Raw genomic sequence first — 25,818 nt, 5'->3', positions numbered from 1 at the left:
TTGAATGCGGAAGGAGGGCAGATGAGCTATTGTAATCGCTATCATGTGAATTCTATTTTGAATCGCGAAGAGGAGGAATTGATGGATGAAGACAAAATGGTTGCTAATCATGTTGACGGCTTGCCTGCTAATGAGCACGGTAATCACGGGTTCGCAGGGTCAAGCCGCTTACGCCGCCGACACGGCGGTTCCACCGGGGACGATTCCGCTTGGAGCGGACGGGCGAAGCCAGCTCTACCCGGACAATTGGTATCCGGGGTTTGAGGACGGGGAAGGGAGGTTCCTGCATGACTTTTCCTATGCGGGTTACCACAGGGGCGAAGCGCCGCTTCCAACTGTCGATCTGACAGGAAGTATCGATGTGACGAAAGCGCCTTACCTTGCGGATTCCACGGGGCAAAACGATGCAACTTCGGCTATCCAGCAGGCAATCAATGATGCTTCAGCCGCTGGCGGCGGCGTTGTCTATTTGCCGGAAGGCACCTATAAGGTCAATCCGCCTGCCGGACAAGCCTATGCGCTTGGCATCAACGCCAGCAACGTAGTGCTCAAAGGAGCGGGAATTGGCAAGACGTTCCTGTACAATGCCTCCGAATATATGAAACAGAAGGATATTATCCGGATTGGCGGCGGCGACTGGGTGAAGACGGATACGTCCGCCAAGCTGAGCAAATCGCTCACCAAGCCTACCGTTCTGCTGCCGGTTGATCATGCGGCCGGATTTGCCGTTGGCGATTATGTTCTGATTACCTTCGATACAACCCAGGAGTTTCTGGCGGAGCTGGGGATGCAGAACAAGTGGGCTTCGCGCCTTGGCAAGGTGGAGCCCATCTTTTACCGGCAGATTGTCGCGGTAGACGAAGCGCATAATACGCTGACGGTAGATGTTCCTACCCGTTATCCGCTGAAGATAAGAGATAACATTACGATTACGAAGACGGCAGAGCCAATCACCGAGATTGGGCTGGAAGACTTCTCGATTGCCAACGTCCAGAATTCCAAGAGCGGTCTTGGCGAGGATGATTATAAGGTGGAAGGAACGGCCGGCTACGAGACGGATAACGCGAAGGCCATCAATGTCATAGCAGCCGCGAACAGCTGGATCCGCAACATCAGCACGTATAAGCCGGAGGGCAACGCTACCTATCACATTTTATCCAAAGGCATCATTCTTGACCGGACCAAAAATATGACGGTCGACTATGTCACGATGCAATATCCGCAATATCGAGGCGCCAATGGCAACGGATATTTGTATCAATTCATTGGCAACGACAACCTGATTACGGACAGCAATGCGATTGGGGCCAGACATAGCTTCACGTATGCGAACTTCTCCGCGAACGGCAACGTCATGCATAACGTATACTCGGAGAACTCTTCGTTAATGACGGACTTTCATATGTATTTGAGCATGGCGAATCTGATAGACAACATGACGGTAAACGGCGACGGCATCTCTGCCATTACGCGGGATTACGGTTCGTCGGCAACGAACAGGCATGGCGTTGTGACAACGGAGAGCGTGTTCTGGAACACGACGGGGCTTAAAGCGCATAGCAGCAAAAATGGGATCATCGTCGAATCGGAGCAGTTCGGCAACGGCTATGTTATCGGAACAAAAGGTCCGGTGAACGGGGTTAACGTACAAATTACCGGATCCATTCCGGAAGCCGACACGAAGCCGTTTGACTGGGCGGAAGGCATTGGCGAAGGCGACCGGTTATCGCCGCAAAGCCTCTATGAGGATCAATTCGAACGCCGGAACAGCCAGCTTACGGCAGGACTTGCTTCGGTGCTGGTGAACGGGGAACCGGTTGAAGGCGTGCAATTTCTGAAAACCGCGTATACGGTCGTCCTGCCTTACGGAACAAAAAATACGCCAACCCTGGAGGCAACGCCTCTAGCCGGCAGCGCATCCATTCAAATCGAACAGCCAGCCGGTCCGAACGGCAGCGGTACGATTCATGTCACCAATAACGGCCGGACACAGAATGATACAGTGACCTTCCGGGTCGCGGCAAATCCGGCTCTGCCGAAGAGCATCACGCTTTCACCCGACCGTTCCGTGCCGGGCTGGAGGACAACCAGCGATGCGATCAGCGCCGGGCATGAAGGCACATTAAAGTCGCTGATTACGCTTAACAACGGCGAAACGATCGATCCCGTTCAAGCAGGGGTCAAGGTGAAATACTCGGTTGATAACAAGGAGCTCGGAAGCATGAAGGGCCATGTATTCAAAGCAAAGCAGCCGGGTACGGTCACCATCACCGCAACAAGCAAAATGAACGGCGTAACGGTAAAGGGAAGCAGAACGTTTACGGTACTGGAACCAATGACGGAGCCGGAAGGCAAGCTTGCGGATATCCGCCAAGTGACGGCTAGCGCCAATGACGGCAATCTGCCGGTCAATACGATGGACCGCGATCCTGATTCCAGATGGTCGGCGGACGGCAGCGGTCAATATTTGCTGGTCGAGCTTGCGAAGGCGCAGAACATCGACCAGGTAAGCATTTTGTTCTACAACGGCAACACGCGGTACAGCACCTTCGACATTGAAGTATCGGAAGACGGCGTCCGCTTTGAGAAAATACTCGATCATCAGAAAAGTCACAAACCATCGCCTAACGCGATTGAGAATTTCCCGTTCCCTAAGCCCGTAAAGGCAAAGTACATCAAGTATGTCGGGTACGGCAATGAATTAAACGGCTGGAACAGCATTGTGGAGTTCTGGGTGCATAAGGCTGCGAAATAAGGTTTGCAAGAGGAGAGGGGCGACCCTCTCTTTTTTGCTGCTATATAACTTGTGCCATTTGGGGAAAGATAATCCTCATCATGACGAAAAAGAGGTTGCACCCGCATGACAGACAAGTCTAAATGGCTGCGAAGCCATCTGATTCCGTTCAAACAGAATAGGCTCTTGCAGATCACGATAGCCGTGTTGGCCGTATTCTGGATCATTATGGCGATCCGTCCGTCAGACTGGAAAATATGGGCGGTCGAAAATTCGCTTCTGGTCGCCTTTGTTATTGTTCTGATTGTGGTGTACCGGAAGTTTCCGCTTAGCAATTTATCGTATTTGCTTATCGCAATCTTCCTGGCGATGCATGCTTACGCCGCGCATTACACGTATCAGGATACGCCGATCGATGAATGGCTGAAGCAGCTGTTTCATATCAAAAGAGGGTTCTACGACCGGATTGTCCATTTCGCCTTTGGCTTGCTTATCGCTTTTCCCGTACGGGAGTCGGTTCAATATTTTTTGAAGCTGCACAGGAAATGGCCAGCCTATACCGTGACATTTACGATGATTATGACGGCAAGCGGTTTATACGAGCTGCTCGAAATGTGGTCGGCTTATCTGTTTAACAAGAAGATGGCGGCCAAGTATATCGGGCTTGAAGGCGACCCGTTTGATTCGCAGAAGGATATGACGTCGGCGCTTGCCGGAGTACTGATTGCTATCGTACTATTTCTGATTCTGCATAAAACGTTGAACCGCAAGAACAGCAAGATCGGTAAAAATACGGATTGAAAAGCCGATTTTGATATGCTATGATGTGCAAAAGCAAAAGCGCAGAAGAGAATAACATGCAGACGGCTTATGTCCAGAGAGCAGAGGAAACGCTGAAACCTTTGCCTTAAGCGTTGCATGAGGTCATCTCGGAGCTGTTGACTGAAGGCTGAAGTTCAGCTGCGTAGGCTCAACCGGATTGGCACACGTTATCGTGCAGCAGGTAAGCAGAAGCTTATCTCATGAGACCGGATTTGCAAGAAAGCCGGTGAACCAGGGTGGTACCGCGAAGATAACCCCTTTCGTCCCTAGGCAAGTTCAGCAGTATGCTGACGCCTGTGGAAGAAAGGGGTTTTATGTTTTTTATAAAGAAGCGTGGAAGAGAAATAGCGGCATGCGGCTTATGCACAGAGAGCAGAGGGCTTGGTGGAACCTTTGCCATAAGCGATGGACGCGGTCATCTCGGAGCTGTCGACCGAAAGCTGAAGTTCAGCCAAGTAGGCTCGACCGGAATTGCACACGTTAACGTGCAGCAGGCAGGAGCATTCCTGCCTCTTGAGACCGGATTCGCGAGAATTCCGGTGAACCAGGGTGGTACCGCGAAGACTAAACCCCTTTCGTCCCTTATGGCCTTGCAGCATTGCTGTGATTAGCCGGGGAAGAAAGGGGTTATTTTTTAATTACGGGAGGCTGCCCATTATGGAACAATCGACAAAAACCTGGATGACTGGCTCGGAAGCATTGCTGCAAGGATTATTGGATGAAGGCGTGGATACGGTATTTGGTTACCCGGGCGGGAGTGCTTTATATATTTACGATGCGATGACGCAAAATAAAGAGTTCAAGCATATCCTTACACGCCATGAGCAAGGTGCGGTTCATGCTGCTGACGGCTACGCCCGTTCCACCGGCAAAGTTGGCGTATGCATCGCAACTTCGGGACCGGGAGCGACGAACCTGGTAACCGGCATTGCAACGGCGCACATGGATTCCATTCCAATGGTTATCATTACGGCAAATGTCCCTACGTACATGATTGGAACGGATGCTTTCCAGGAGGCCGACATTATCAGCATTACGATGCCGATTACGAAGCACAGCTATTCCGTACGCGATGCGGCGGATATTCCGCGAATTTTGCATGAAGCCTTTTATCTGGCGAGCACGGGGAGGAAAGGGCCGGTTCTGATCGACATTCCAAAAGATATTTCCAATGCCAAGCTGGAGTATGAGCCGTATACGGCGAAGGTTAAACTCCGCGGGTATGAGCCTGAACCGGCCATTGATGCAGAGGGTGTAGACGAATGGATGAAGGCGATGGCGGAAGCGAAAAGACCGGTTATCATTGCCGGGGGGGGAATCGTTCATGCGAATGCTTCCGAAGAGTTTATCCGGTTTGTTGAGCGGATGCGGATCCCGGTTGTAACAACCCTGCACGGACTTAGCGGATTTCCGAGCGGACATTTTTATGCGCTGGGCATGGCGGGCCATCACGGCAATTACGCGGCGAATATGGCTATTCAACAGGCCGATCTGATTATCTCTCTCGGCTCCCGGTTTGATGACCGGCTGACGATGAAGGTAGGGGGCTTCGCGCCGCAGGCCAGAAGGATTGTCCACATTGATATCGATCCGGCGGAGATCGATAAGATTATTAAAGCGGATATCAGCATCGTAGGCGATTTGAAGGAGATTCTTGCTTACGCCTGTACGGTGGCCGCTCCTGCCAACACCGAAGGCTGGATGGAGCAAATCAAGCAGGATCAATCCCGGCACCCGCTGCGCTACAACGATTCGGATAACGAGCTGAAGCCGCAATATGTCCTTGAGATGATTCATCAGACTTCCCATGGCGACGCGATTATTTCAACGGACGTAGGCCAGCATCAAATGTGGACGGCGCAGTTTTACAAATTTAATCAGCCGCGTTCCCTCCTGTCCTCGGGAGGACTTGGCACGATGGGCTTTGGTTTTCCGGCTGCGGTAGGTGCCCAGATCGGCAATCCCGACCGGCTGGTTATCTCGATCAACGGCGATGGCGGAATGCAGATGTGCGCTCAGGAAATGGCGATTTGCGCGGTGCAGCAAATTCCGGTGAAGATCGTTGTTCTGAATAACCGGGTGCTTGGCATGGTTAGACAGCAGCAGGAGCTTATGTACGAGAACCGGCTGAGCCAGATTGATCTGGCGGGAAGTCCGGATTTTGTAAAGCTTGCGGAAGCTTACGGGTTAAAAGGGCTGCGCGCTTCGAATAAGGCGGAAGCGGACGCCGCCTGGAAGGAAGCGCTGGAAACGCCGGGTCCTGTGCTCGTAGAGTTCGTTATTCCGATGGACGAGAACGTTTACCCGATGGTTCTCGGCGGAACAGCCTTGGACGAAATGATTTTAGGAGATTTCGAGTAAAACTTCTCCCTTGCACTTACGTATAATGGGTATCACATACTTGCAGGATGTATTAAAAGAGCTGAAACCTGCCAACAATGGACAATACGCCCTTCATTTGTTTTACGGGAACAGCCTCCCAGTCAGTGAAACGACGGAACTGAACCGGTTCCAGAATTCAGACAATCGGATCACCGATGCGCTGATTAAAGTCCAGTTCTGGGATCATGAACAGGAGCGGAATGTCAAATGGGCGAAGGCGATTGGCATCAAGAACTTCCCGATGTATGTGATTGCGGACGCGGAAGGCATTGTTCTGGAGACTCCGTATCTCAGTCAGGTGAAGGAGTTCTTATCCGGGAAACTGCTGCATGAGTAATCTTTCCATTAGCCTGTTGACATCATTAACTGTATACATTATTATAACAGTAACAACTTAAGTTACAGTTACTTACTTCAATTAAGGCGGTGATGACCATGAGTATTGCAGTCAGCGATTGGGTGCAAGGTCAAACGATCAGCGGTGAATTTGTTTTCGGCTATGTCGAGCATATCGACGTGGAACAAAATGTTGCAAAGGTTCATGTTGTAAAATCGGATAACGAGGATTCGGCCGGGCGTATGGCGCTTGCTAAGGTTCATCATTTGAGACAGCAGGCGGAGTGGGCTCCGGACGAGGAGGATATCCGCAGCTTGATCGATCTCGCTCTTGAGGCGCAGGATCAAGCCTGGTTCATGGAACTCAGCGGACAGCTGAAGGACACGGCGCAAAGCGAATCGAAATCCCGTAAGTGGTTGTGGAACAATAACGGATCCCGTTTATCCCATATATTTGAGTAAAAATGAAAGGGTTCAAGTTAGCCGATTCGGCTTACTTGAACCCTTTCATTAATTTGAGCAGCGGATGATTTTTGCCGATATTGCCGAAAGGCAGGTTAGGCAAGGAACTCATGGCTGGCGCTGATGTTTTTTTCGCGGCAGTCGTTTTTCCGGTTGGCTTGCTTTTGCTAGCACTTTTGTTTGAACCTTTGCTTTTGCTAGTACCTTTGCTTCTTCCGTTGGTGACTTTCCCTTTGTTGCCTTTATTGCCGCTATTGCCATTAGTACTGCTGTCGCTGCTATTGCTGTCTTCCCCGTTAGCTTGGTTTTCGGTTTCTCTCCCCGTTTCCTCCAAATCCGCCTCGGATGTCGTTGAGCCGTTGCCGTTGCCGACTTGAATGGATTCGGGAGCGATTTGTTTGACAAATCCAAAATGGATAATGCCGCTGTTATTTACGATAATGACCTTACCGATACAGTTAAACATGCAAGACTCGCATCCCCTCGCCGCGGCAGCTTATCTCATAGTTTATGGACAAAATGCCGAATCCGAATGGGTGTTTTAATAGGGGATAGAGCCTTTTTATGGCTCATGCATAGTCTGGTGTCACTGGGGAGCACAAAAGCAGTTCATCTTCCAATTTGGATATGCTTTGAATCCACAGTTCAAGAAATGTCTTTCCATCAATTAACCTCACATTGACCTCGTCTGCATATCTAATGGCAAAATCACTGTAAGAGCATGTCGAAATGATTGCTGCTTTTTGTGCCTGTTGTTTAATCATTTGACTATGTAGAATAGCGACAGGCTCAAAATTAAGCTTTGCATTGGGATCGTAGCACTTAACTTGAATAAGTTCTAAGCCGTCATTCGTGTAATGCAATATGTCTACCCCTTCATCATTGCTGGAGGGTGTCACGGTACATTTTCCTTTGTACAAAACTTCTAAGGTTTTTGCGACAAAGCGTTCGAAGTCATAAGGTGTATCTACTAACTTCCCTTCTTCTTTTTTAAATCTTTGATACATTCCGGCTAATAGAATATTATATACATCTTCTTTTGAGTTAAGAAACTCGCTCAGTTTATGTTGATGTAATTGATCCTGTTTGTCTTTAAGGGAATAGAGGTGAAAAGCATAATAACCAATTCCAAATAACGTTAAGACTAGCAATGTTTCAGGAACCAAAACGAATCATCTCCTTTTCTTCGTTCTAGTATTAACAGAATAAGAGAAATTCATAATATAGATAAGGTTCAATTGATAGGTTATAGGCAAACGGAGTATTTTGATGACTCTGGAGAAGCGTTAGCGTTCGCTTTTTATACGAAAATGAAGGTTTTTGGGTGGTTTATATCGTTTTGGAGACAAAAAACCACTCCCCGAAAATTCTTTCGAATTTTTTGAAAATTAGACTATTTGGTTATCCTGTAAATGAACGGCATATCCCATGGACTTGATTTTTCTAATCCAGAAATCAAGTCCTTTTTCTTTCTTTGGTAGGTAATCCCAGCCTAACTCTTCATAGGTAGTTTTATCACGTAACATGAAGTAGCAAATCTTTAATATTAAATGTGCTGTGGCCATCGCAGCCTTCTTGGGTCCTCTTCGTTTCACAACACGGCTGTAAAATGCGGCAATACGGGTGTTTTTGGTTTTCGAAGCAGCCCACGCCGCTTGGCACAATACTGCTTTTAGCCCTTTATTGCCTTTATTTGTTTTTGAACTCTTTCTTTTACCGGCACTCTCATTACTTCCTGGACAAACGGCTCCCCAAGAAGCAAGATGGTTTTCAGTAGGAAATATCGACATGTCTGGTCCTATCTCTGCAAGAATACTCGCCGCGGCATCCTCTTGAATTCCCGGGATAGTGACCAACAAGGCTACTTCTTCCTTGTATGGTTCAAGTAATCGATCAATTTCTTTGTTTAGGATCTCAATGTGTTCTTCCACCTGTTGCATATGCTCTAAATGTCGTCGAATCATAAAACGATGGTGAAGACGTACTCGACCGTTTAATGCTTCAATTAATTCGGGCACTTTTTTCTTCAGCTTAGTGAAAACCATCCTTTTGACGGATTCCTCATCGAGCACTTCACCGTTGACGATAGCATCGAGCATTGCTAATCCTGACTTTCCAAACAAGTCGGAAACATAAGTGGTTAGCTTTATGTTCGCGTCTTGCAAAGTCTTGTGTATACGGTTTTTTTCTGAAGTGATTTGTCCTTGTAGTTTTCGACGATACCTAGTAAGGTCTCGTAGATCCCGAATGTCCGTAGTTGGTACAAAGCTAGGCTCGATCAGACCGCATCGTAACAGACTTGCGATCCATACAGCATCTTTTACATCGGTTTTTCGTCCAGGGACGTTTTTGATTTTCCTGGCATTTCCTAGCACGAGTGTAAATTGACCCTCAAGGATATTCCAAACTGCTTTCCAAAGAACACCCGTGCTTTCCATGGCAACATGGGAGCATTCTTTTTCAGTTAGCCAGTCTGACATCTCTAGAAGTTCGTTTGTCGTAGTTCCAAAAGTACGGATCTCTTCTTTCGGTTTTCTGTCTAGCGGACCGCTTAGCACGCAAACTACAACGGTTTGCTGATGTACGTCTAACCCCGCACATCTTTCAAGTACTGCATCCATTCTCATCCCTCATTAACTTGGATTGTACAGGTCATACAACGGAGATTGGTGTATTTTTATACACGTGCTCAAGCAACATTCGGCGATTCTCGTCGTTGTAATAGGTCGGTTTGTGAATCGGGTTTAGTTTCACCAAAAAGCGAACGACCTTTGACCTGCCATTACCAGTATTGGAAGGGAAATTGAGGTTGAAACGAAGTTTAACATTTTCATACTTGGCGGTGACCGAAAGGTCATTAGGGTTTGTGAAGGGATTCCAACTTTACCAACTTATTTCAAGGAATCCCTGAGCAATGGCGATCGGAAGAACATTAAAATACGCAGATTGCTGTATGACCAGAAAATAAAAAAGGACTGTGCCATCGTCATTTTTACGACTTATGGACAGTCCTTATTGATTTCATTATTGCCGCTGTATAACGATTTGTTGTGTAGGAGTTTCCTTTTCTGCAATGAAAGATTTACCTTCAAGCTTATTCCATTGGATGGCATTCTCCAGAATGATGACTAGGATAACTCCGATGATAAGTCCGTTGGAGAGAATTGGCGTCAGAAGCGGAGGGAACTCCGCAAAGGCCGAGGCCGGAATGTTCATGATGCTGATACCGGTCAGAACCGGAAGCGCAACCCGGTAAATGGTCTTGGCATTAAACGTTGTTCCCTGGAAGGAACGGATCGCGGTGCCGAACATCTGCAGGTAAGCGACGAACAATACCGCATTCCCGACGGACAACGGCAGCTTAGCCAGCCAGCCCCCTAAGGCCGGGAAGATTCCGACGATAATAAACATCGTTGCTCCGGCAATAAGCGCGGCACGGCGCAGTACCTTCGTATTTTCGAGAAACCCGATCGACGATGCGAAGGTTCCGAATGGGATTAAGCCTAGACACCCCGCCAGAATCGAGAAGCCGTTCGTGAACAGGATCGAGCGCACGAACTGTTTGTTGGTCGCTTCCCGTTTGAAAAGCCTTCCCGCCGCCGTCAAGCTCGTCAGCGTATTGGTCATATTGACGAGCCCGGCAAGCAAGCCCACCATAATAATGCCCGGCTCAAAGCCCGGGGTTCCCCACGGAAGCCAATGCCAGATGCCGGTGCCGCCGCTTGTCGATTCCATGCGGCTCTGACTTCCGAAAAAGACGGCGTAAGCGATCCAGCCTATAATAATTCCGCCCAACAGGGAGAATTGTCCCCATTTTCCTTTGCCCTTCAAATGAATAAATGCAACAACGATAATAATAAACAGGGATAAGCCAGCCAGCTTCAAATCCCATTTGCCGCCTTGATCGTATCCGATCATCCCTTTGAAGAACGTGTTGGCGAGCTGGAAGGTAAGCAACAGCAGGAACACGCCCATAACCATCGGCGTAAAGATGCGCCGCAATACGTTCAGGAAGCCGCATAACGCAAGTATAATGACTACGCTGCTTGAGATTATAAAGCCGCTGCTAAGGCTTGCCGCTACCGTGCCGATATCCAGTCCCATCGCGGGTGCGGAAGCACAGATGCTGAGCACAAGCCCCCACCAGACGCCGGCCGGTCCATCCATTAGCGCGTAACGGTGACCCCATACCGCTTGGACGATGCAGAGCAGTCCGGTCAAAATAAAGGAGCGCTGCATCGAAGCCGCAATATCTTCCGGCGCAAGCCCAAGCGCATGGCCGATCGAGAGCGGCACCATAACCGTATTGGTAAATATAAAGAACAGCCACTGCATGCCGGCAAGCAGTACGGTGAAGCTATCTTTTGATTTCAACATTACTATTCCCAGCTTTCTTCAAAATTTCCGTTCAATCGAGCTTTGTTTTTCTCCCGAATGCTTCGTATATGGTATCATGAGCATAACTATATTAAAAATATTAAATAAATTGCGAAAGCATATGAAAATCATATAGCAGACGTACGGGTGGGAACAAAAAATGGATATTAAACAATTGCGATATTTTATAGCCCTTGCGGAAGAGCTTCAGGTGACATCGGCGGCGCAGCGCCTGCATATGTCGCAGCCTCCGCTCAGCCAACAGCTGAAGCTGATGGAGGAGGAGCTTGGCGTGTCGTTATTTATCCGCAGCGGCCGCCATCTGGAGCTGACCGCGCCGGGCAAAACGTTATATGAACATGCTCTTACCATCACAAGGCTGCTGGAGGAAGCGAAGGAAGAAGTGAAGGAATCGGGTCTTGGGCTTCGGGGGAAGCTGTCGATTGGAATCAATACGTTATCGGATGAACGGCTTCCGGTCGTGCTTAGCGCCTTTCGCCAGTTGTATCCGAAGGTTACGTTCAAGATTCAACAGAATGAGACCAATACGCTGACGAAACTGATTAAGGACAAAGCCTTGGATCTGGCGATCGTCCGGCTTCCGGTCAGCCTGGAGGATTTCGATCATGTCATTCTTGGCGCCGAGCCTTTGTTTTTCGTGAAGGGAGCAGGAGACGAGAAATTCGATAAGGTTACGTACGATTGTATTGCCAAGCATCCGCTTGTTCTTCCGAGTACCGAAGGATTAGGGCTTTACCATCTGATCCTCGATCAATTCCATTCGCGCGGACTTTCGCCAGCGATAATAGGAGAATGCTCGGATATCGGCATGCTCGTGGAGCTTGTAGCTTCCGGGTTTGGTGCATCCATTCTGCCTAGAACATCGGTTAACCGGTATGCCAATCATCGTATCCGGGTTATCCCGATAGACGGGCCGGATGTGACTTCAAGCTCGGCAATTATTTGGCTGAAGCAGCATTATTTGAGCAAAGCCGCGCAAAAGCTAATTGATTTGATTGCCGGGCGCTTGCTCCCTTAGGAACAATCCCTTCCAGGACGGAAGGGTTTTTTTGTTAATCGCGTTAATTTTTCAAACCCTGAAAACCGTACAAATGAATCTGAAAAATAGCCAATGCTTTTTGCCGGACGGGTCGTTATATTAGTGTTTGTAATCGATTTCATAAAAGGGAAAGGTGCATACGAAGCAAGAATCATCACGATTGGCCGGATAGGCTAAGGCGACAATTCTTTTAAGGAGGCTAGTTAATGAAATTAAGAAAAGTACTGACCTTGGCCGTAACGGCTTGTCTTGCGGTGGGGATGATGGGCTCCATCAAGGTGCAGCATGCGGATGCGGCTATCGGAGCAAGCGATTTTTTGAAGACAAACGGAAAGCAGATTAAAAACAACAATGGCAACGGCAGCGTCGTCAGTCTGCACGGCACCAACCTGGGCGGCTGGATGATGGAAGAGAACTGGATGTCCCCGCTTGGCGGCACCGATGAGTGGACGGTCCGGGGAACGCTGATTAACCGCTTTGGATCTTCCGCAGTGGATTCCTTGAAGGACAGCTATCAGGATTTGTGGATTCAGGCCAGCGACTTGGACACGATTAAAAGTATGGGTCTTAACTTTATCCGGGTGCCGATTTATTGGGAGAACATGATGAACCGCGACGGTACGATGAAGTCGGATGCCGTATCGTTCGGCAACCTGGACTGGCTTGTATCTAACGCGCAATCCCGCGGTCTCTATGTGCTGCTTGATCTGCACGGGGTACCGGGCAATATGAACGGCTGGCAAAGCGGCGGTCGCGAAGGCGCAAACGAGCTGTGGAGCAATACGACGTACCAGAACTGGGTTGTGCAGCTGTGGCAGCGGATTGCCACTCACTATAAAGGCAACCCAACGATTGCCGGCTACGATCTGCTGAATGAACCGGTAAGCAATAACGGCAGCTTGTCGATCAGCCAAATGTATGACCGTCTGTACAAAGCCGTCCGCGCGATTGACCCGGATCATATGATTTACGTGGAAGCTTTCGGCTACTGGAACAATATCGTGGCTCCATCGACATACGGCTGGACGAACGTAGTGTACGAGGTGCACAGCTATGACTGGAACGATACGGACTGGAATAGCCAGAACAACAGCATCAACCAGTGGTTCTCGGATATGATCTGGCATCAGAACAACTGGAATGTGCCGGTCTACTCCGGCGAGTTCACGTTGTTTACGCATAATGACTTATGGGAGAAATGGCTGTCCGGCCTGGATGCGCTTGACGTATCCTGGACGAACTGGTCTTATAAAGTAACGAGCGGCGGCAATTGGGGCTTGTACCAGAACAATACCAACCCTTTCCCGAACGTAAGCAGCGACAGCATTGCAACGATGCAATCGAAGCTGTCCAAATTCACAACCAACAATTTTACGCCAAATACGACCCTTATTAATATGTTCAAAGCTTACGCGAAGCTGAATGCGCCTTCCAGCCTGCAGGCAAAAGCCAACAATCTGTACGTTACGGCCGAAAATACCGGCGATTCGCCGCTTGTCGCCAACCGCACTTCCGTTGGCACATGGGAGAAATTTATCGTGGTGACGAACGCGGACGGCACGGTATCGTTCCTGTCGCTTGCCAACAATAAATACGTCAGTGCCGATCTTAACAACAACGGCAGGCTGATCGCGCAGGCGCAAGGTATTGCGGCTTGGGAGAAATTCACCAAATCAACCAATGCCGACGGTACGGTATCGTTCAAGTCGGTTGCCAACAATAAATATGTCAGCGCGGATTTGAACCTTGGCATGCTGATTGCCAACCGCGACAGCGTCAGCGGCTGGGAAGCTTTCAACCTGACGGCTGCGCCATAATGCTCGAATAGAAAAATGAATTCCAAGAAGGCCGCCCATCCGCAGGGCGGCCTTCTTTGTGCCAAAATGCCGTGTCCCATCTACCAGCACATGAATCTATTAATAGAAAGAAGATACATGAATGACCCGAAGGAGGGGATGTCGTGCAAGGAAGAACAAAAGGAAATGCCCAAGGCATTGACGTATCCCATTACCAGGGAACGATTGATTGGGCAAAAGTAGCGGGCGACGGCATAACGTTTGCTTTTGTCAAAGCAACCGAAGGGGAGAACTATAAGGATTCAACTTTTCTGCAAAATGCCAACGGAGCGGCAGCGGCCGGACTTCTGGTTGGGGCTTACCATTTTCTGAGGGCAGCCTCCTCGGCTGCGGCGAAACGGGAAGCGCAGTATTTTTATCAAACGGCTTCACAAGCCAGCAACCTGCTATTACCTCCCGTAATGGATTACGAGACGAACTCGGGCAACCTTAGCGATGCGAGTATGAGCGCGGTAGCGAAAGCTTTTTTGGAAGAGGCGGAGCGGTTATTTGGCGTAAAGCCGATTTTTTATACCGGTAACGCCTTTGCGAATCATTTCGATACCTCCCTTAGCGGTTATCCGTTATGGATTGCCAGATATAATGCTTCCACGCCGCCGGATGATGCCAAGGCTTGGACCAAATGGACATTCTGGCAATACAGCGACGGAAGCTCGGGCGGTACCTTGCCTAGCGGTACCCGGAAGGTATCGGGCATTAGCGGCAATGTCGATCTGAATGAATATGCGGGGACGGAAGAGGATTTGCTTAGAGCTTATGCACCGGAGGAGGATAAACCAATGACAGAAGCGGAAAAACAACAAATGGAGGAGCTTCAGCAGCGGATTGCCGCGCTTGAGACTCATGTTAATATTTCGGGTAACCAAACGCCGCCGAGCTGGACGAAGAATTCGACTTCGGCAGCCATGAAGGCGGGGATTATTACTTCGGTCAACGATAAAGGAATGCCGGAGTTTATTACGATTCAAATGCTGTATAACGCAGGCTTGTGCAATGCCGAGCTGATCAAATTTTTCAAGGAGTTCAGCGCCGACACGCGCAAAGCCATCGAAGATCTGCTGAAGAAAAAATAAATAAGCGAAAAAATCCCTTTCCTAAAAGTTCGGAAGGGGATTTTTGTTGTTTTGCGGGGGGCTGGCACAGTATAGTAAAAGTGGTGAGCGCCCTTGAAGGATATTCCATTATACAAACAAATTCAGGAAGCTATCAAAACCCAAATCTCGCTTGGCAATTTGCGTCCCGGTGACCGGATACCGTCCGAGACGGATTTGGCCGCGCAGTTCCATGTCAGTCTGATGACCACGAAAAATGCTTTGGCCGGCCTCGCGGAGGAAGGGATTGTCGTTCGCTCCAAAGGGAAAGGCACGTTTGTTGCCGGGCAAGCGCCGTACAAATTGTTTTCTCCGGCAGGTGAAGGAAGCGGGATGATGCCGGAGCCGGGGCTTAGGGCAAACCGCCACTCCTCCAGCAAGCTTATCGGGATGATTATTCCTTCCATGCGTACGAAGGTGGAACAGCGCCTTTTGGACGCTATTGAGAATGCGGTTAACGGCTATGGCTATACGCTGGTGATCCGCGTATCCAGGGGCAGCACCGCCAAAGAGCTGCAATCGCTTGAGGATCTTGGCGCGCTTGGCATCGGGGGGTTAATCCTTTTCTCCATAGGAGCTTGGCATGAACGCCAGACCGTTATAAGAGCGGCGGAGCTCGAATGTCCGGTAGTCTTGATCGACCGTTATTACAACGATATGCCGGTCGTCAGCGTCTGCTCGGATAATAAGGCAGGCGCGCGAAAAGCCGTATCGTATCTGTTCCGGGAGGGGCACCATCGCCTTGCCCTGCTGACGCCGCCCGTCGAGCATAGCGTAATGGCCGATAGGCTTGCCGGCTTCGACAGCGCAGTGACGGAATGCGGGCTGAAGCCATCCTCCGTTTTACGGTATACCGTTCCTTACGAGAGGTTTAACGTTTCAAGGAAAGATGGGGCGGAGCTGATCCATCAATGGATGATTATGCATCATGACAGCTTCTCCGGCCTTGTAGCTACGGATGTGGAGCTTGCCCGAATGGCTTATCATGCCTTGAAAAGGATAAACGGGGCGGCAAATAAACAATTGGTTGCGTTTGACGATACCGAGATTCCGGAGGTTGCTTATATCCGTCAAAATGAAGCCGCAATCGGCGCCAAAGCCGTCTCGCTGCTGATGGGCCATATCACTCGAGGAGAGCAGCTTCAAGGCAGGTTCGTTATACCGACTCAGCTGATTTTGCCCTCATAAATAAGGAGGAGGCAGACCTATGATGGCCTGCCTTTTTTGCGTCACGGGTTAACTTTGAAATTATCGAACCGCGTATGATTATTCATCGTGCGCAGGCCAACCTTCCCGTGAGTAAACGGATTGCCGCTGTTATCGGTATAGGTGATTTTCGGAGTTGCCATATCGTTTACGTAGACTTTTATCGTTGTTCCCGAAGCGACAACCTTCATATGATGCCAAGCTCCCGCCGCCAGCGATACGGAGGAAGAGGCGACGCCCGCATAGTTGTAATTCATTTTGCCCAAGTAGACGCCATCCGGTTTGATAAAAGCATAGTAGCCTTGAAGATAATCCGGGTTGTTAACCAGCACGGTGCCGTTGGACGGATTATTTACTCTTACCAGGACGCCGGCGTCCCCGGTCGTGTCGACGAGCTTGATATCCGATTCAACCGTATAGTCCGCCCAACGCTCATTGCCGATCGTTGTTTTGCCGAATACGCCTCCGCCGGCAGAGTCCAGCTCGCCCGAATTGACGGACCAGCTGCCTTCGAATCTTGTCCAGCCGTTATCGTTGCCGTCATTAAAGTCATCCGACAGGCTAGTGACCGCTTCGCCTCGGGAGAAGGTCATGCCAGAGAAGTCGAATTCGCCTTTAACGAACTCAAAGCGCAGCTCATGATAACCGGCTGTCAGATACAGCCCTTTTTTGCTTGAAGTTGTCCACGTTTCCCAGTCGCCGGAGCTTGGCACGCCAACGACGCCGGTCAAGTCGGTAGCGCCGTCCCATACGCGGTAGCTTGCGTCGGTAAAGGTTGTCGCAAGACGCACATCCAGATCGTAATAGCCGGTCTCCGCCACATTCACGCGGTATTTCAGCCATTCCCCGGTTTGATTCCAGCCCACGACATTTTTGCCTTCGGCTGCCGAGCTGCGGATATCGACCGAACCGCTTCGGTAAGCGCCGCCGATATTGTCGGCCGTCAAATCATGATAAGCCGTTCCTTCGGCTCCGTTCATGTAATGAACGGCTTCGATTTTGCCCGGAAGAGGCTTGTATGCATTCCAAGCGCTGCTGCCGTTCACTTTGTTGCTGAAGCCGGTATAGCCAAAGTCCGCGTGGGCATCCGTTGTGGTATAGCCGATCTTGCCTCCGCCGATGCCGCTGACGGTCCGGGTTTGTTTTTTCATGCCGTCCACATAAACGGTGAAGCTGGTGCCGGCTTTCTCGACGCGGATCTGATGCCACTTGGTATAGTCGTAGCCGGAAGGCAGTGCGGAATATTGCCAGCCCTGGCTGACGCCGCCAACCACAAAGTTCGTTTCCAGCCGGTTCAGGCTCCGGTTCAAGACGGCTGTTCCATAGTTGCTCTCATCGGTGTAGGAGAAGACGGTGCCGTATACCGGATTGCTGCTGGTCCCCTGCTTCATCTGCTTAGTGTTGAATTCCGCCGTATAATCGCCGGCAGTGCCTGCGCTGGTAACCTGGCGGTAAGTATTCGTGTTCCCGATCGTATCCTGCCACATCAGCTCTTGATTGTAGATCCCCCAAGTGCCGCCCCCGATATTGGTCCAGCCCGTTCCGATGGAGGTGCGGTTAAAGCGGTCTTCGAAATCCGCCAGCTCCGGATTTTGCTGGGAAGCCGTTGTTGGACCAAGGACCAGCAGCTTGTCTCCGTTCCAGGCGATGCGGTCCAGATTCATTTTGCGGCCCGGGTAGGTCAGATTGCCATCCGATGCATGACTGTGGTAGACCATGAAATCCGAATCCAGGTCAGGACCTTTGATCACGCTGTTATGGCCAAGCCCGACATTCGAGCCTTCCGTGTCAATCAGAACCGGGTTTTGGTTATCCGCCGGCGCGAAGCCGGTCGTTGGGCTTGCGCTGGTTGCGTAATTGACCCGGTATCCGGTGCTCCACACATGATTGCCCGTGTAGGTCATATAATATTTTCCGTTGCGTTTGAAGGTTGTGGAGCCCTCGGTCCAGCCTGCCATCGATAAGCCGGTGCCGACAGCGGCGCCAAAGGACGTAGGGCTTGTCATCGGCCGTGCGTTAATCGTATTGGAGCCGGTCGAGTAGAAATACCATTTGCCGTCATCGTCAATAAAGACGTTGCCGTCGATTCCCATGCCCAGATTGCCCGTTGCAACCGTAAACGGACCTGTTGGACTCGTACTCTGCAGCACGTAATGACCGCCTCCGCCGGGGGAGGTGTACATATAGAACATGCCGTTCCAATAGACGACTTCAGGCGCGTACGCCGCTTTGGTAACTGCTTCCGTCGTGCACAAGCCGCGATAGCTCCAGTCTACGAGATTCGTCGAGGACCATACTTTAACGCCGCTCTGATCGTCGACGGTACTGACGTAAAGATAATAGGTGCCGTTAAATTTCAAAATATACGGGTCGCCTTCGCCATAGAAATCGTTGTTCGCCCAATGCCAGGAATCTGAAATCGTAATTGGATTGCTGTACGCGCTCACGTGAAGCGGCATCAGCATAACGGCTGCGGCCGCTCCGACAAGCAGGTTTTTCCATTTTTTCAACCTCATTCATCTCCTTACCCTATTATGATCAACGCTTTGGTAAGCGTTTTCAAAAGTAGTATAGCAAACGTATCTTGCAGTCTCTTATATCTAATTAGATATAAAATATAGAAGCATATGTCGTGATTTTGCAGAGGTAAAGCTTTGAGAAATGACGAAGCGATAAAGATCACGACCTAGGGGGATTCACGATGAACAAGGTGTTGAAACCGCTGAAATGGCGTGGAGCTTACCCGGTTGACACTTGCCGATAAGGGAAGAGTGCGGGAAGAGGAAATCCGGAGGCAGCCGTTTGCCGCAGACAATCCACCGCTGCGCATGAGGGTACACGCACGTAGAATTCCGCAGTGGACGATGGAGATGAACTCCGCGGGAACGCCCCCGGTAAGTCCGGTTGCCAGCAAGGAACCGCTCGAAGAAATTGAACTGGTTCCTTATGGCTGCGCAAGGCTGCGGAATGCGGAATTCCCGGTTCTTCTGCGCTAGTCTATTTAAATCATCAGCATAAAAAAGCCAATCATCGGTAGTCCCTGTTTAACCGGGATTTCCCTATGATCGGCTTTTTTCAACTATTCAGTTCTGATCTTATCCTTGTAATAGACATTGACCATAATATCCTGCTTGTAGTTGCCGAAGTGTCTGCCGAACAGGCTGATTCCGCCGCAATGGCGGGCCGTCTCGAGAGAAGCGAGCTTGAAACGGAAATCCTCGCCAAGCTTCAGCCCGACATCCTCAAGAGTGACCTCGGACAGCTTGACGCCATCGAGGAACGTACCGGTCGCCTGAACGGACAAGCTTTTGAGCAGGCCGTTTTGCGTGCCAAGCTGCCACCAGGAAGGCGTCAGAGCCCCGCGTTTGCTGCCGAAGTCCCCTGGGCAAGTCCATACGCCAACCTCAATGTCATTGATGTAAAAGCTGATATCGGAAGGCCAATTTTCGTTGTACGAAGGGGCTTCCGAACAGAGCTCAAGCGAGATGTCCAGCTGGGAAGCCGCTTGTCCGGCATGCAGGTAATTCGGAACCCGGTATTCGACATAACCGCTGCCGAACCACAGATGCGACGCATTCATTCGTTCCGGATCGGAGAAGTACCTCGGATCATCCACAAGCCCAAGAATCTTGCTCTCCGATGCAAGGCCGCAGGTTGGCTTAACCGCATAGTCCGAATATTGGCCAATCGGGATTTCCACCGTATATTTGGTTTCTTCATTCAATGCTTTTTCCGAAGAAGAAGTGCGGAGCTGCAGGGTAAGCGAGTCGATAGCAAGTGAGCACATTTTGGGGCTCCCCCGGGTTCCCGACAGGCTTTCGGTCTTGATCAGGCCGCCTTCCTCCATCTTCTGAATATGCTTCGTTACGATTGCCGACGACAAACCTAACGTTTCCGCGAGCTCTTTGATACTCATCGGTCCGTTATTAAGCAGCTCGATCATCTTCACCCTCGTCTCCGATGAAAAACATTCGAGCATCGTCATATATTTGGTGCTGACTTGTATATGCACGCCGGTTTCCTCGCTTTCCGTTGTCTTGGCTATTATATAACCTAATTGTTAATAAAACAACTTTTTAGTTGACGGTTAATAGGGCAGACGATAAAATAGGCAACAGATTCATATGGTTTTGTTAATATAACAACTAACTGGTTAACTAATGGAGGCGTAACAGATGACAAACTTGCCAAGAGCCGAATACCCTAGACCTCAATTCAACCGTAACGCATGGGAATGCCTGAACGGGGAATGGGAATTTGAATTTGACGATGCGCGCGTAGGCGGGGAAGAGGGCTGGCATTCGGGCAGCAAGAGCTTTTCGAAAAGAATCCAGGTGCCGTTCAGCTTCGAGAGCGAATTAAGCGGCATTGGCGATCCGAATTTCCATGATGTGGTATGGTACCGCAGAAAGCTGGAGATTCCGAAGTCCTTCCAAGGGAAACGGGTTGTGCTTCATTTCGGCGCCGTAGATTACGAAGCCTATGTATGGGTGAACGGCCAATTGGTAGCTTCCCATGAAGGCGGTCATACGCCTTTCCAGGCTGACGTTACGGATGCTTTGCGTTCGGACGGCGACAACACGCTTGTGGTAAAAGCAGTCGATCACGGCACGGATGTATTCCTGCCGCGCGGCAAACAGTTCTGGGAAGAGAAATCCCGTTCGATCTGGTATACCCGTACGACGGGCATCTGGCAGTCCGTGTGGATGGAGGCGGTATCGCCGGTTCATCTTCGCAAAGTGAAATACGTGGCGGATATCGATACCAATGAGATTCAGATTCGTTCGTTTGTAGCCGGATTGGAGCAAGGCGCGAAGAACGTCAGCTTGTCGGTAAAGATTTCTTTTGCCGGAGAGGTTGTGTCGGAAGATACGTATCAAGTGCGTGCGGGAGAAGAAAGCCGGAAGATTAAGCTAAGCGGCTTGAACGACCATGGCATGGACCGGTTCTGGTGGCCGGAGCGTCCAAATCTGTACGACGCGGAATTCGTGGTGTCCGTTGACGGTACGGAAGTCGACCGGGTGACAAGCTACTTCGGCATGCGGAAAATCTCGCTCGAGAACGGCAAGTTTAATCTGAATAACCGTCCTTACTACAGCAAGCTTGTTCTGGATCAAGGCTATTTCCCGGACGGCAACCTGACGCCTCCATCGGATGAGGCGATCAAGCAGGATGTGGTGCTGATGAAGGAGATGGGCTTCAACGGCGCGCGCAAGCATCAGAAGGTCGAAGACCCGCGCTTCCTGTACTGGTGCGATAAGCTGGGGCTGATCGTATGGGGCGAAATGGCGAACGCTTGCGACTATTCCGAAGAATACGTCCGCCGCATTACGAAGGAATGGCAGGAAGCGATCGACCGCGACTTCAACCATCCATGCATCGCGGTATGGGTACCGCTGAACGAAAGCTGGGGTGTGCCTAACATTCAGGTCGACGTTCGTCAGCAGCAGCATGCGCTTGCGATGTACCACCTGACCAAGTCGATTGACCCGACCCGCCTTGTCATCTCCAATGACGGTTGGGAAATGGTTGCAACCGACCTGTACAACATCCATGACTACGAGTGGAGACGCGAAGTGCTCGAAGACCGTTACGGCAGCGTGGAAAAAGCCGTATCGGCTATGCCGGCTAACCGCCGCCTTAGCGTAGCGGGCTACGAATACGACGGACAACCGATCATCGTCACCGAGTTCGGCGGCATTGCCTACAAGAAGAGCGATTGGGAAGGCTGGGGCTACTCCGGCGCATCGAACGACGAGGACTTTGTTGAACGCCTGCGCAACGTGATTCAGCCGCTTATCTTCTCCGGCGTAGTCCAAGGCTATTGCTATACACAGCTCACGGACGTGGAGCAGGAGATTAACGGTCTGCTGACGTACGACCGCAAACCGAAGGTGCCGCTTGAGCTGATCAAAGCGATCAACGAAGGCAAGTAATCAGGCATCGGCGGCAGCTGGATGATGTGATCGGCCGTTTCCGTAGGAAATGGCCGAGATTCCGGCCAAAAGGCACAATTGAGCTGGCTTAACGATGCGGCGCATCGTTAAGGTCTCGCAAAAGCGAGGTGCTCGCGTGCTTAACGATGCCGCACATCGTTAAGGTCCGCGAAATGGCCGGATTTCCGGCCAACAAGCCATTATTGAACGGGCTTAACGATGCCGCACATCGTTAAGGTCCCGCAAAAGCGAGGTGCTCGCGTGCTTAACGATGCCGCACATCGTAAAGGTCCGCGAAATGGCCGGATTTCCGGCCAACAAGCCATTATTGAGCGTGCTTAACGATGCGGCGCATCGTTAAGGTCTCGCAAAAGCGAGGGGCTCGCGTGCTTAACGATGCCGCACATCGTAAAGATTTGCGAAAAGGCCGGATTTCTGGCCAAAAAGGCACAATTGAACGGGCTTAACGATGCGGCGCATCGTTAAGGTCCCGCAAAAGCGAGGTGCTCGCGTGCTTAACGATGCCGTACATCGTTAAGGTCCGCGAAATGGCCGAGATTCCGGCCAAAAGGCACAATTGAGCTGGCTTAACGATGCGGCGCATCGTTAAGGTCCCGCAAAAGCAAGGCGCTCGCGTGCTTAACGATGCCGCACATCGTTAAGGTCCGCGAAAAGGCCGGATTTCCGGCCAAAAAGCCATTATTGAACGGGCTTAACGATGCGGCGCATCGTTAAGGTCCCATAAAAGCGGGGCGTTCGCGCGCTTAACGATGCCGCACATCGTTAAGGTCCGCGAAAAGGCCGGATTTCCGGCCAAAAAGGCCCTATTGAGCGGGCTTAACGATGCGGCGCATCGTTAAGGTCCCGCAAAAGCGAGGCGCTCGCACGCTTAACGATGACGCACATCGTAAAGGTCCGCGAAAAGGCCGGATTTCCGGCCAAAAAGCCACTATAGAACGGGCTTAACGATGCGGCGCATCGTAAAGGACCCGCAAAAGCGGGGCGCTCGCGGTCTTAACGATGCCGCACATCGTAAAGACCGGCGAATCCGCCGCTTACTGACAAACCCCGGACAGAACGAGAAAATTCTCCCAGCTGTCCGGGGTTTTGCGTTCAGGCGAGGGGACATTTTTTTCGCAACGATCTAAAAATATGTCCATTCCTTCTAAAAAAGCGACATGGGCGCGTGATCCCCGGCCAGCTAGAATGAGTATCAGAAAGAACGACACACATTCTAGGGGGAAGCGAACATGAAGAAATCGATGAAGCTTTTGGGTACTTCGCTTATCGCACTTAGCCTTGTAGCGGCAGCAGGCTGCGGAAGCAACAGCAGCAATAGCAACAACGGAGGCAAAGACGCGGGAACAAGCAACCAGGCAAACAGCGGCACAAACGCGGCTGCGGGAAATAGCGGAGACGCGAAAGCGGAGAAAGCCGATATCCTGTTCTGGACACCGTTCTCCGGTGCCGACGGCGAGTTCATGAAGAAGATTGTAGAGAAATACAACTCTTCCCAAGAAACGTACAAAGTGAAGCTCGTCATTCAGCCGAACGGCGAATACTACAAGCTGCTTGACGTAGCAATGAGCGCGGGCAAAGACCGTCCGGACCTGGCGATCATGCACGTTGACCAAATTCCGACTTACGTGAACAAAGGCCAGCTTCAGCCGATGGACGATCTGGCGGGTGCAGCTTCGATTAATAAAGCGGACTATGTAGAAGCTCCGGTGAACTACGAGACAATCGACGGCAAATGGTACGGCATTCCGCTCGACATCCATCCGCTTGTGATGTACTACAATAAAGATTTGTTCGAAAAAGCAGGGATTGCGGCTCCGCCAACCAACCGTGCCGAATTCGAAGCCGACGTGGAGAAGCTGACGGACAAATCGAAGGGCGTGTACGGCTATGTGGTTCCAACGCTCTGGCCGCAGCAATTTATTTTCCCGACGCTGGTATGGCAAAATGGCGGCGACCTGTGGAACGGTACGGATGTAGCCTACAACTCGCCTGAAGCGGTTGAAATGGTGCAATGGATGCGCGGCCTCGTAGACAAAGGCGTATCGCCGGGCAACGTTCAACAGGACGGAGAAAATACGCTGTTCCTGCAAGGCAAAAACGCGATTCAATTTAACGGTCCTTGGATGAAAGGCCAATTCGACGAAGCGGGCATCAACTACGGCGTAGCTCCGGTTCCGCAAATCGGCAAGGCAAAACAAGCGGTGTACGCAGGCTCCCATAACTTCGTACTGCCTAAAGGCGTAACAGACGCAAACGTCGTGAAAGGCATCGGCGACTTCCTGAAATACGTATCGACCAACTCGATGGATTGGGCGGCTTCCGGCCAAGCGCTGGCTTCCAAGCCAATGCTGGAAAGCGCGGAATTCAAAGCTCTCGACATGCAAAGCAACGTGGCGAAATCGTTCGATTACGTTCAATTCGCGCCAAACGTGCTGAACTGGGGAACGATCTCCGATCCGATCTGGGGCGAACTGAGCAGCGCGCTGCTTGGCAAGAAGGACGCTCAAAAAGCGATGGACGATGCCGTAACGAAGTCCAGACAAGCGATGAAAAAATAAGCAACGGCAGGACGAAGAGGCTGACAACCAGCTTCTTCGTCCCTCTGTTTATACCTTTAATCCGAATGGAGGAGCTGTAATGGTCAAGAGCTCTTTGCAATCCCGCTTAACGTCAACCTTGTTCGTACTGCCGTACCTGCTCAGCTTTTGCGCTTTTCTGCTGATCCCGATTTTATACGGCATTTACATCTCGTTCCATAATTTCGAGCTGCTGTCGGATACGCATAAATTCGTAGGCTTCGATAACTACGTTAAAATCTTTACGCCCGGCTCTTATTTGTTCGAGCAATTTACGACCGGTCTATGGAATACGGTGCAATTCGTTCTGTATTCGGTTCCGCTGCTGGTTGTTCTTGGCCTTGCGCTCGCTTTGCTGCTGAATCAGCTGCCGAAGCGGATCCGCGGGCTGTTCCGTACGTTTTACTTCATGCCATACGCGATATCCGGTTCGGTAATGGCCGTGATCTGGCTGATGATGTTCGATACGAACGCGGGCTTCCTGAACGGGTTACTGGCCAAGCTTCATATCGATCCGGTTGCATGGCTGACGGATCTGCCATGGGTGTGGGTGTCGCTCGTATTGACCACGCTGTGGTGGACGATTGGCTTTAATATGATTATTTTCACCAATGCGCTGAATGAAGTGCCGGAGGATTATTACGAGGCGGCTTCGATTGACGGCGCGAATGCCTGGAAAAGGTTCGTCAGCATCACCCTGCCGTCGATCCGTCCGGTTATGCTGTTTATCATTATTACTTCGACGATTGCTTCGTTTAACGTGTATGCGCAGCCGTTCCTCCTCACGCGGGGCGGACCCGGCGACAGCACCAAGGTTCTGCTTATGAACGTGCTGGACGAAGCGTTTAAGGGCAAGCAGGTTGGTTCGGCTTCGGCGATGGCGATCCTGATGGCGCTTATCATTATTATCGTGTCGGCTGTCCAGTACAAAATCGCTTACGGAAGGAAGGAGTAGAAGC

Annotated in this window: 20 protein-coding genes; 14 read left to right on the top strand and 6 right to left on the bottom strand. The window is 50.7% G+C overall.

Annotation, left to right across the window (positions count from 1 at the left end; translation table 11 throughout):
- Window positions 1–85 precede the first annotated feature (85 nt).
- The 6 genes from ACR9FF_RS20100 (at window position 86) to ACR9FF_RS20075 (ending at window position 6,736) form a co-directional block, all read left to right on the top strand.
- Window positions 86–2,755 carry a discoidin domain-containing protein gene (locus ACR9FF_RS20100; RefSeq protein ID WP_435164117.1) on the top strand — a complete coding sequence of 890 codons (2,670 nt, stop codon included), beginning with the start codon at window positions 86–88 and terminating at the stop codon, window positions 2,753–2,755.
- Window positions 2,756–2,860: 105 nt separating this feature from the next.
- Window positions 2,861–3,535, top strand: a complete 675-nt coding sequence (locus tag ACR9FF_RS20095; protein WP_317980072.1) for a DUF2238 domain-containing protein — start codon at window positions 2,861–2,863, stop codon at window positions 3,533–3,535.
- A 335-nt stretch (window positions 3,536–3,870) separates the two neighbouring features.
- On the top strand, window positions 3,871–4,167 hold the full coding sequence (locus ACR9FF_RS20090; protein WP_317980071.1) for a hypothetical protein: 297 nt from the start codon (window positions 3,871–3,873) through the stop codon (window positions 4,165–4,167).
- Between the two features lie 46 nt (window positions 4,168–4,213).
- Window positions 4,214–5,917, top strand: a complete 1,704-nt coding sequence (gene ilvB / locus ACR9FF_RS20085; protein ID WP_435164113.1) for a biosynthetic-type acetolactate synthase large subunit — start codon at window positions 4,214–4,216, stop codon at window positions 5,915–5,917.
- Between the two features lie 40 nt (window positions 5,918–5,957).
- Window positions 5,958–6,275, top strand: coding sequence for a hypothetical protein (locus ACR9FF_RS20080; protein WP_435164110.1), 318 nt, complete (start codon window positions 5,958–5,960; stop codon window positions 6,273–6,275).
- 98 nt (window positions 6,276–6,373) lie between these two features.
- On the top strand, window positions 6,374–6,736 hold the full coding sequence (locus tag ACR9FF_RS20075) for an IDEAL domain-containing protein (RefSeq protein WP_435164107.1): 363 nt from the start codon (window positions 6,374–6,376) through the stop codon (window positions 6,734–6,736).
- A 31-nt stretch (window positions 6,737–6,767) separates the two neighbouring features.
- Here ACR9FF_RS20075 and ACR9FF_RS20070 read toward each other — a convergent pair whose 3' ends face one another.
- From ACR9FF_RS20070 to ACR9FF_RS20055, 4 genes are all read right to left on the bottom strand, one after another.
- Window positions 6,768–7,202: a hypothetical protein gene (locus ACR9FF_RS20070; protein WP_435164104.1), complete on the bottom strand. Its 435-nt coding sequence runs from the start codon at window positions 7,200–7,202 to the stop codon at window positions 6,768–6,770.
- A gap of 103 nt (window positions 7,203–7,305) precedes the next feature.
- Window positions 7,306–7,902, bottom strand: a complete 597-nt coding sequence (locus ACR9FF_RS20065; protein WP_435164101.1) for a restriction endonuclease — start codon at window positions 7,900–7,902, stop codon at window positions 7,306–7,308.
- A 222-nt stretch (window positions 7,903–8,124) separates the two neighbouring features.
- A complete protein-coding gene (locus tag ACR9FF_RS20060) occupies window positions 8,125–9,357 on the bottom strand; it encodes an IS110 family transposase (protein WP_435164098.1) in 1,233 nt (410 codons plus the stop codon).
- A 403-nt stretch (window positions 9,358–9,760) separates the two neighbouring features.
- A complete protein-coding gene (locus ACR9FF_RS20055) occupies window positions 9,761–11,113 on the bottom strand; it encodes a uracil/xanthine transporter (RefSeq protein WP_435164095.1) in 1,353 nt (450 codons plus the stop codon).
- A gap of 160 nt (window positions 11,114–11,273) precedes the next feature.
- Between ACR9FF_RS20055 and ACR9FF_RS20050 the strand changes: the two genes are divergently transcribed.
- The 4 genes from ACR9FF_RS20050 to ACR9FF_RS20035 all read left to right on the top strand — a co-directional run bounded on the left by ACR9FF_RS20050 (window position 11,274) and on the right by ACR9FF_RS20035 (window position 16,308).
- The gene (locus ACR9FF_RS20050; RefSeq protein ID WP_127490524.1) at window positions 11,274–12,152 is read left to right on the top strand and encodes a LysR family transcriptional regulator; all 879 of its coding nucleotides are present in this window, start codon (window positions 11,274–11,276) and stop codon (window positions 12,150–12,152) included.
- Window positions 12,153–12,379: 227 nt separating this feature from the next.
- Window positions 12,380–13,990, top strand: a complete 1,611-nt coding sequence (locus ACR9FF_RS20045) for a cellulase family glycosylhydrolase (protein ID WP_435164092.1) — start codon at window positions 12,380–12,382, stop codon at window positions 13,988–13,990.
- A 143-nt stretch (window positions 13,991–14,133) separates the two neighbouring features.
- Window positions 14,134–15,102: a glycoside hydrolase family 25 protein gene (locus tag ACR9FF_RS20040; RefSeq protein ID WP_435164089.1), complete on the top strand. Its 969-nt coding sequence runs from the start codon at window positions 14,134–14,136 to the stop codon at window positions 15,100–15,102.
- A gap of 93 nt (window positions 15,103–15,195) precedes the next feature.
- The gene (locus tag ACR9FF_RS20035; RefSeq protein ID WP_435164086.1) at window positions 15,196–16,308 is read left to right on the top strand and encodes a GntR family transcriptional regulator; all 1,113 of its coding nucleotides are present in this window, start codon (window positions 15,196–15,198) and stop codon (window positions 16,306–16,308) included.
- Between the two features lie 41 nt (window positions 16,309–16,349).
- Here the strand turns inward: ACR9FF_RS20035 and ACR9FF_RS20030 are convergent, their stop codons facing one another.
- The gene (locus ACR9FF_RS20030) at window positions 16,350–18,842 is read right to left on the bottom strand and encodes a family 43 glycosylhydrolase (RefSeq protein WP_435164083.1); all 2,493 of its coding nucleotides are present in this window, start codon (window positions 18,840–18,842) and stop codon (window positions 16,350–16,352) included.
- Window positions 18,843–19,073: 231 nt separating this feature from the next.
- Between ACR9FF_RS20030 and ACR9FF_RS20025 the strand changes: the two genes are divergently transcribed.
- Complete coding sequence (locus ACR9FF_RS20025; RefSeq protein WP_435164081.1) at window positions 19,074–19,322, top strand: hypothetical protein; 249 nt, start codon at window positions 19,074–19,076, stop codon at window positions 19,320–19,322.
- 83 nt (window positions 19,323–19,405) lie between these two features.
- Here the strand turns inward: ACR9FF_RS20025 and ACR9FF_RS20020 are convergent, their stop codons facing one another.
- Complete coding sequence (locus ACR9FF_RS20020; RefSeq protein ID WP_317980059.1) at window positions 19,406–20,338, bottom strand: ArsR/SmtB family transcription factor; 933 nt, start codon at window positions 20,336–20,338, stop codon at window positions 19,406–19,408.
- Window positions 20,339–20,501: 163 nt separating this feature from the next.
- On the opposite strand from ACR9FF_RS20020, the gene ACR9FF_RS20015 reads away from it, so the two are divergent.
- The 3 genes from ACR9FF_RS20015 (at window position 20,502) to ACR9FF_RS20005 (ending at window position 25,814) form a co-directional block, all read left to right on the top strand.
- Window positions 20,502–22,262, top strand: a complete 1,761-nt coding sequence (locus ACR9FF_RS20015; protein WP_435164077.1) for a glycoside hydrolase family 2 protein — start codon at window positions 20,502–20,504, stop codon at window positions 22,260–22,262.
- A 1,250-nt stretch (window positions 22,263–23,512) separates the two neighbouring features.
- Complete coding sequence (locus ACR9FF_RS20010) at window positions 23,513–24,841, top strand: ABC transporter substrate-binding protein (protein WP_435164074.1); 1,329 nt, start codon at window positions 23,513–23,515, stop codon at window positions 24,839–24,841.
- 79 nt (window positions 24,842–24,920) lie between these two features.
- Window positions 24,921–25,814 (top strand): carbohydrate ABC transporter permease, encoded by an 894-nt coding sequence (locus tag ACR9FF_RS20005; RefSeq protein ID WP_127497190.1) that lies wholly within the window; start codon window positions 24,921–24,923, stop codon window positions 25,812–25,814.
- Window positions 25,815–25,818: the final 4 nt, after the last annotated feature.

This window comes from Paenibacillus glycanilyticus (assembly GCF_051200795.1).
GTDB classification, from domain to species: Bacteria; Bacillota; Bacilli; order Paenibacillales; family Paenibacillaceae; genus Pristimantibacillus; species Pristimantibacillus glycanilyticus.
Note: the sequence above shows the minus strand (reverse complement) of the source record. Positions and strands in the feature narration are given on the sequence as shown.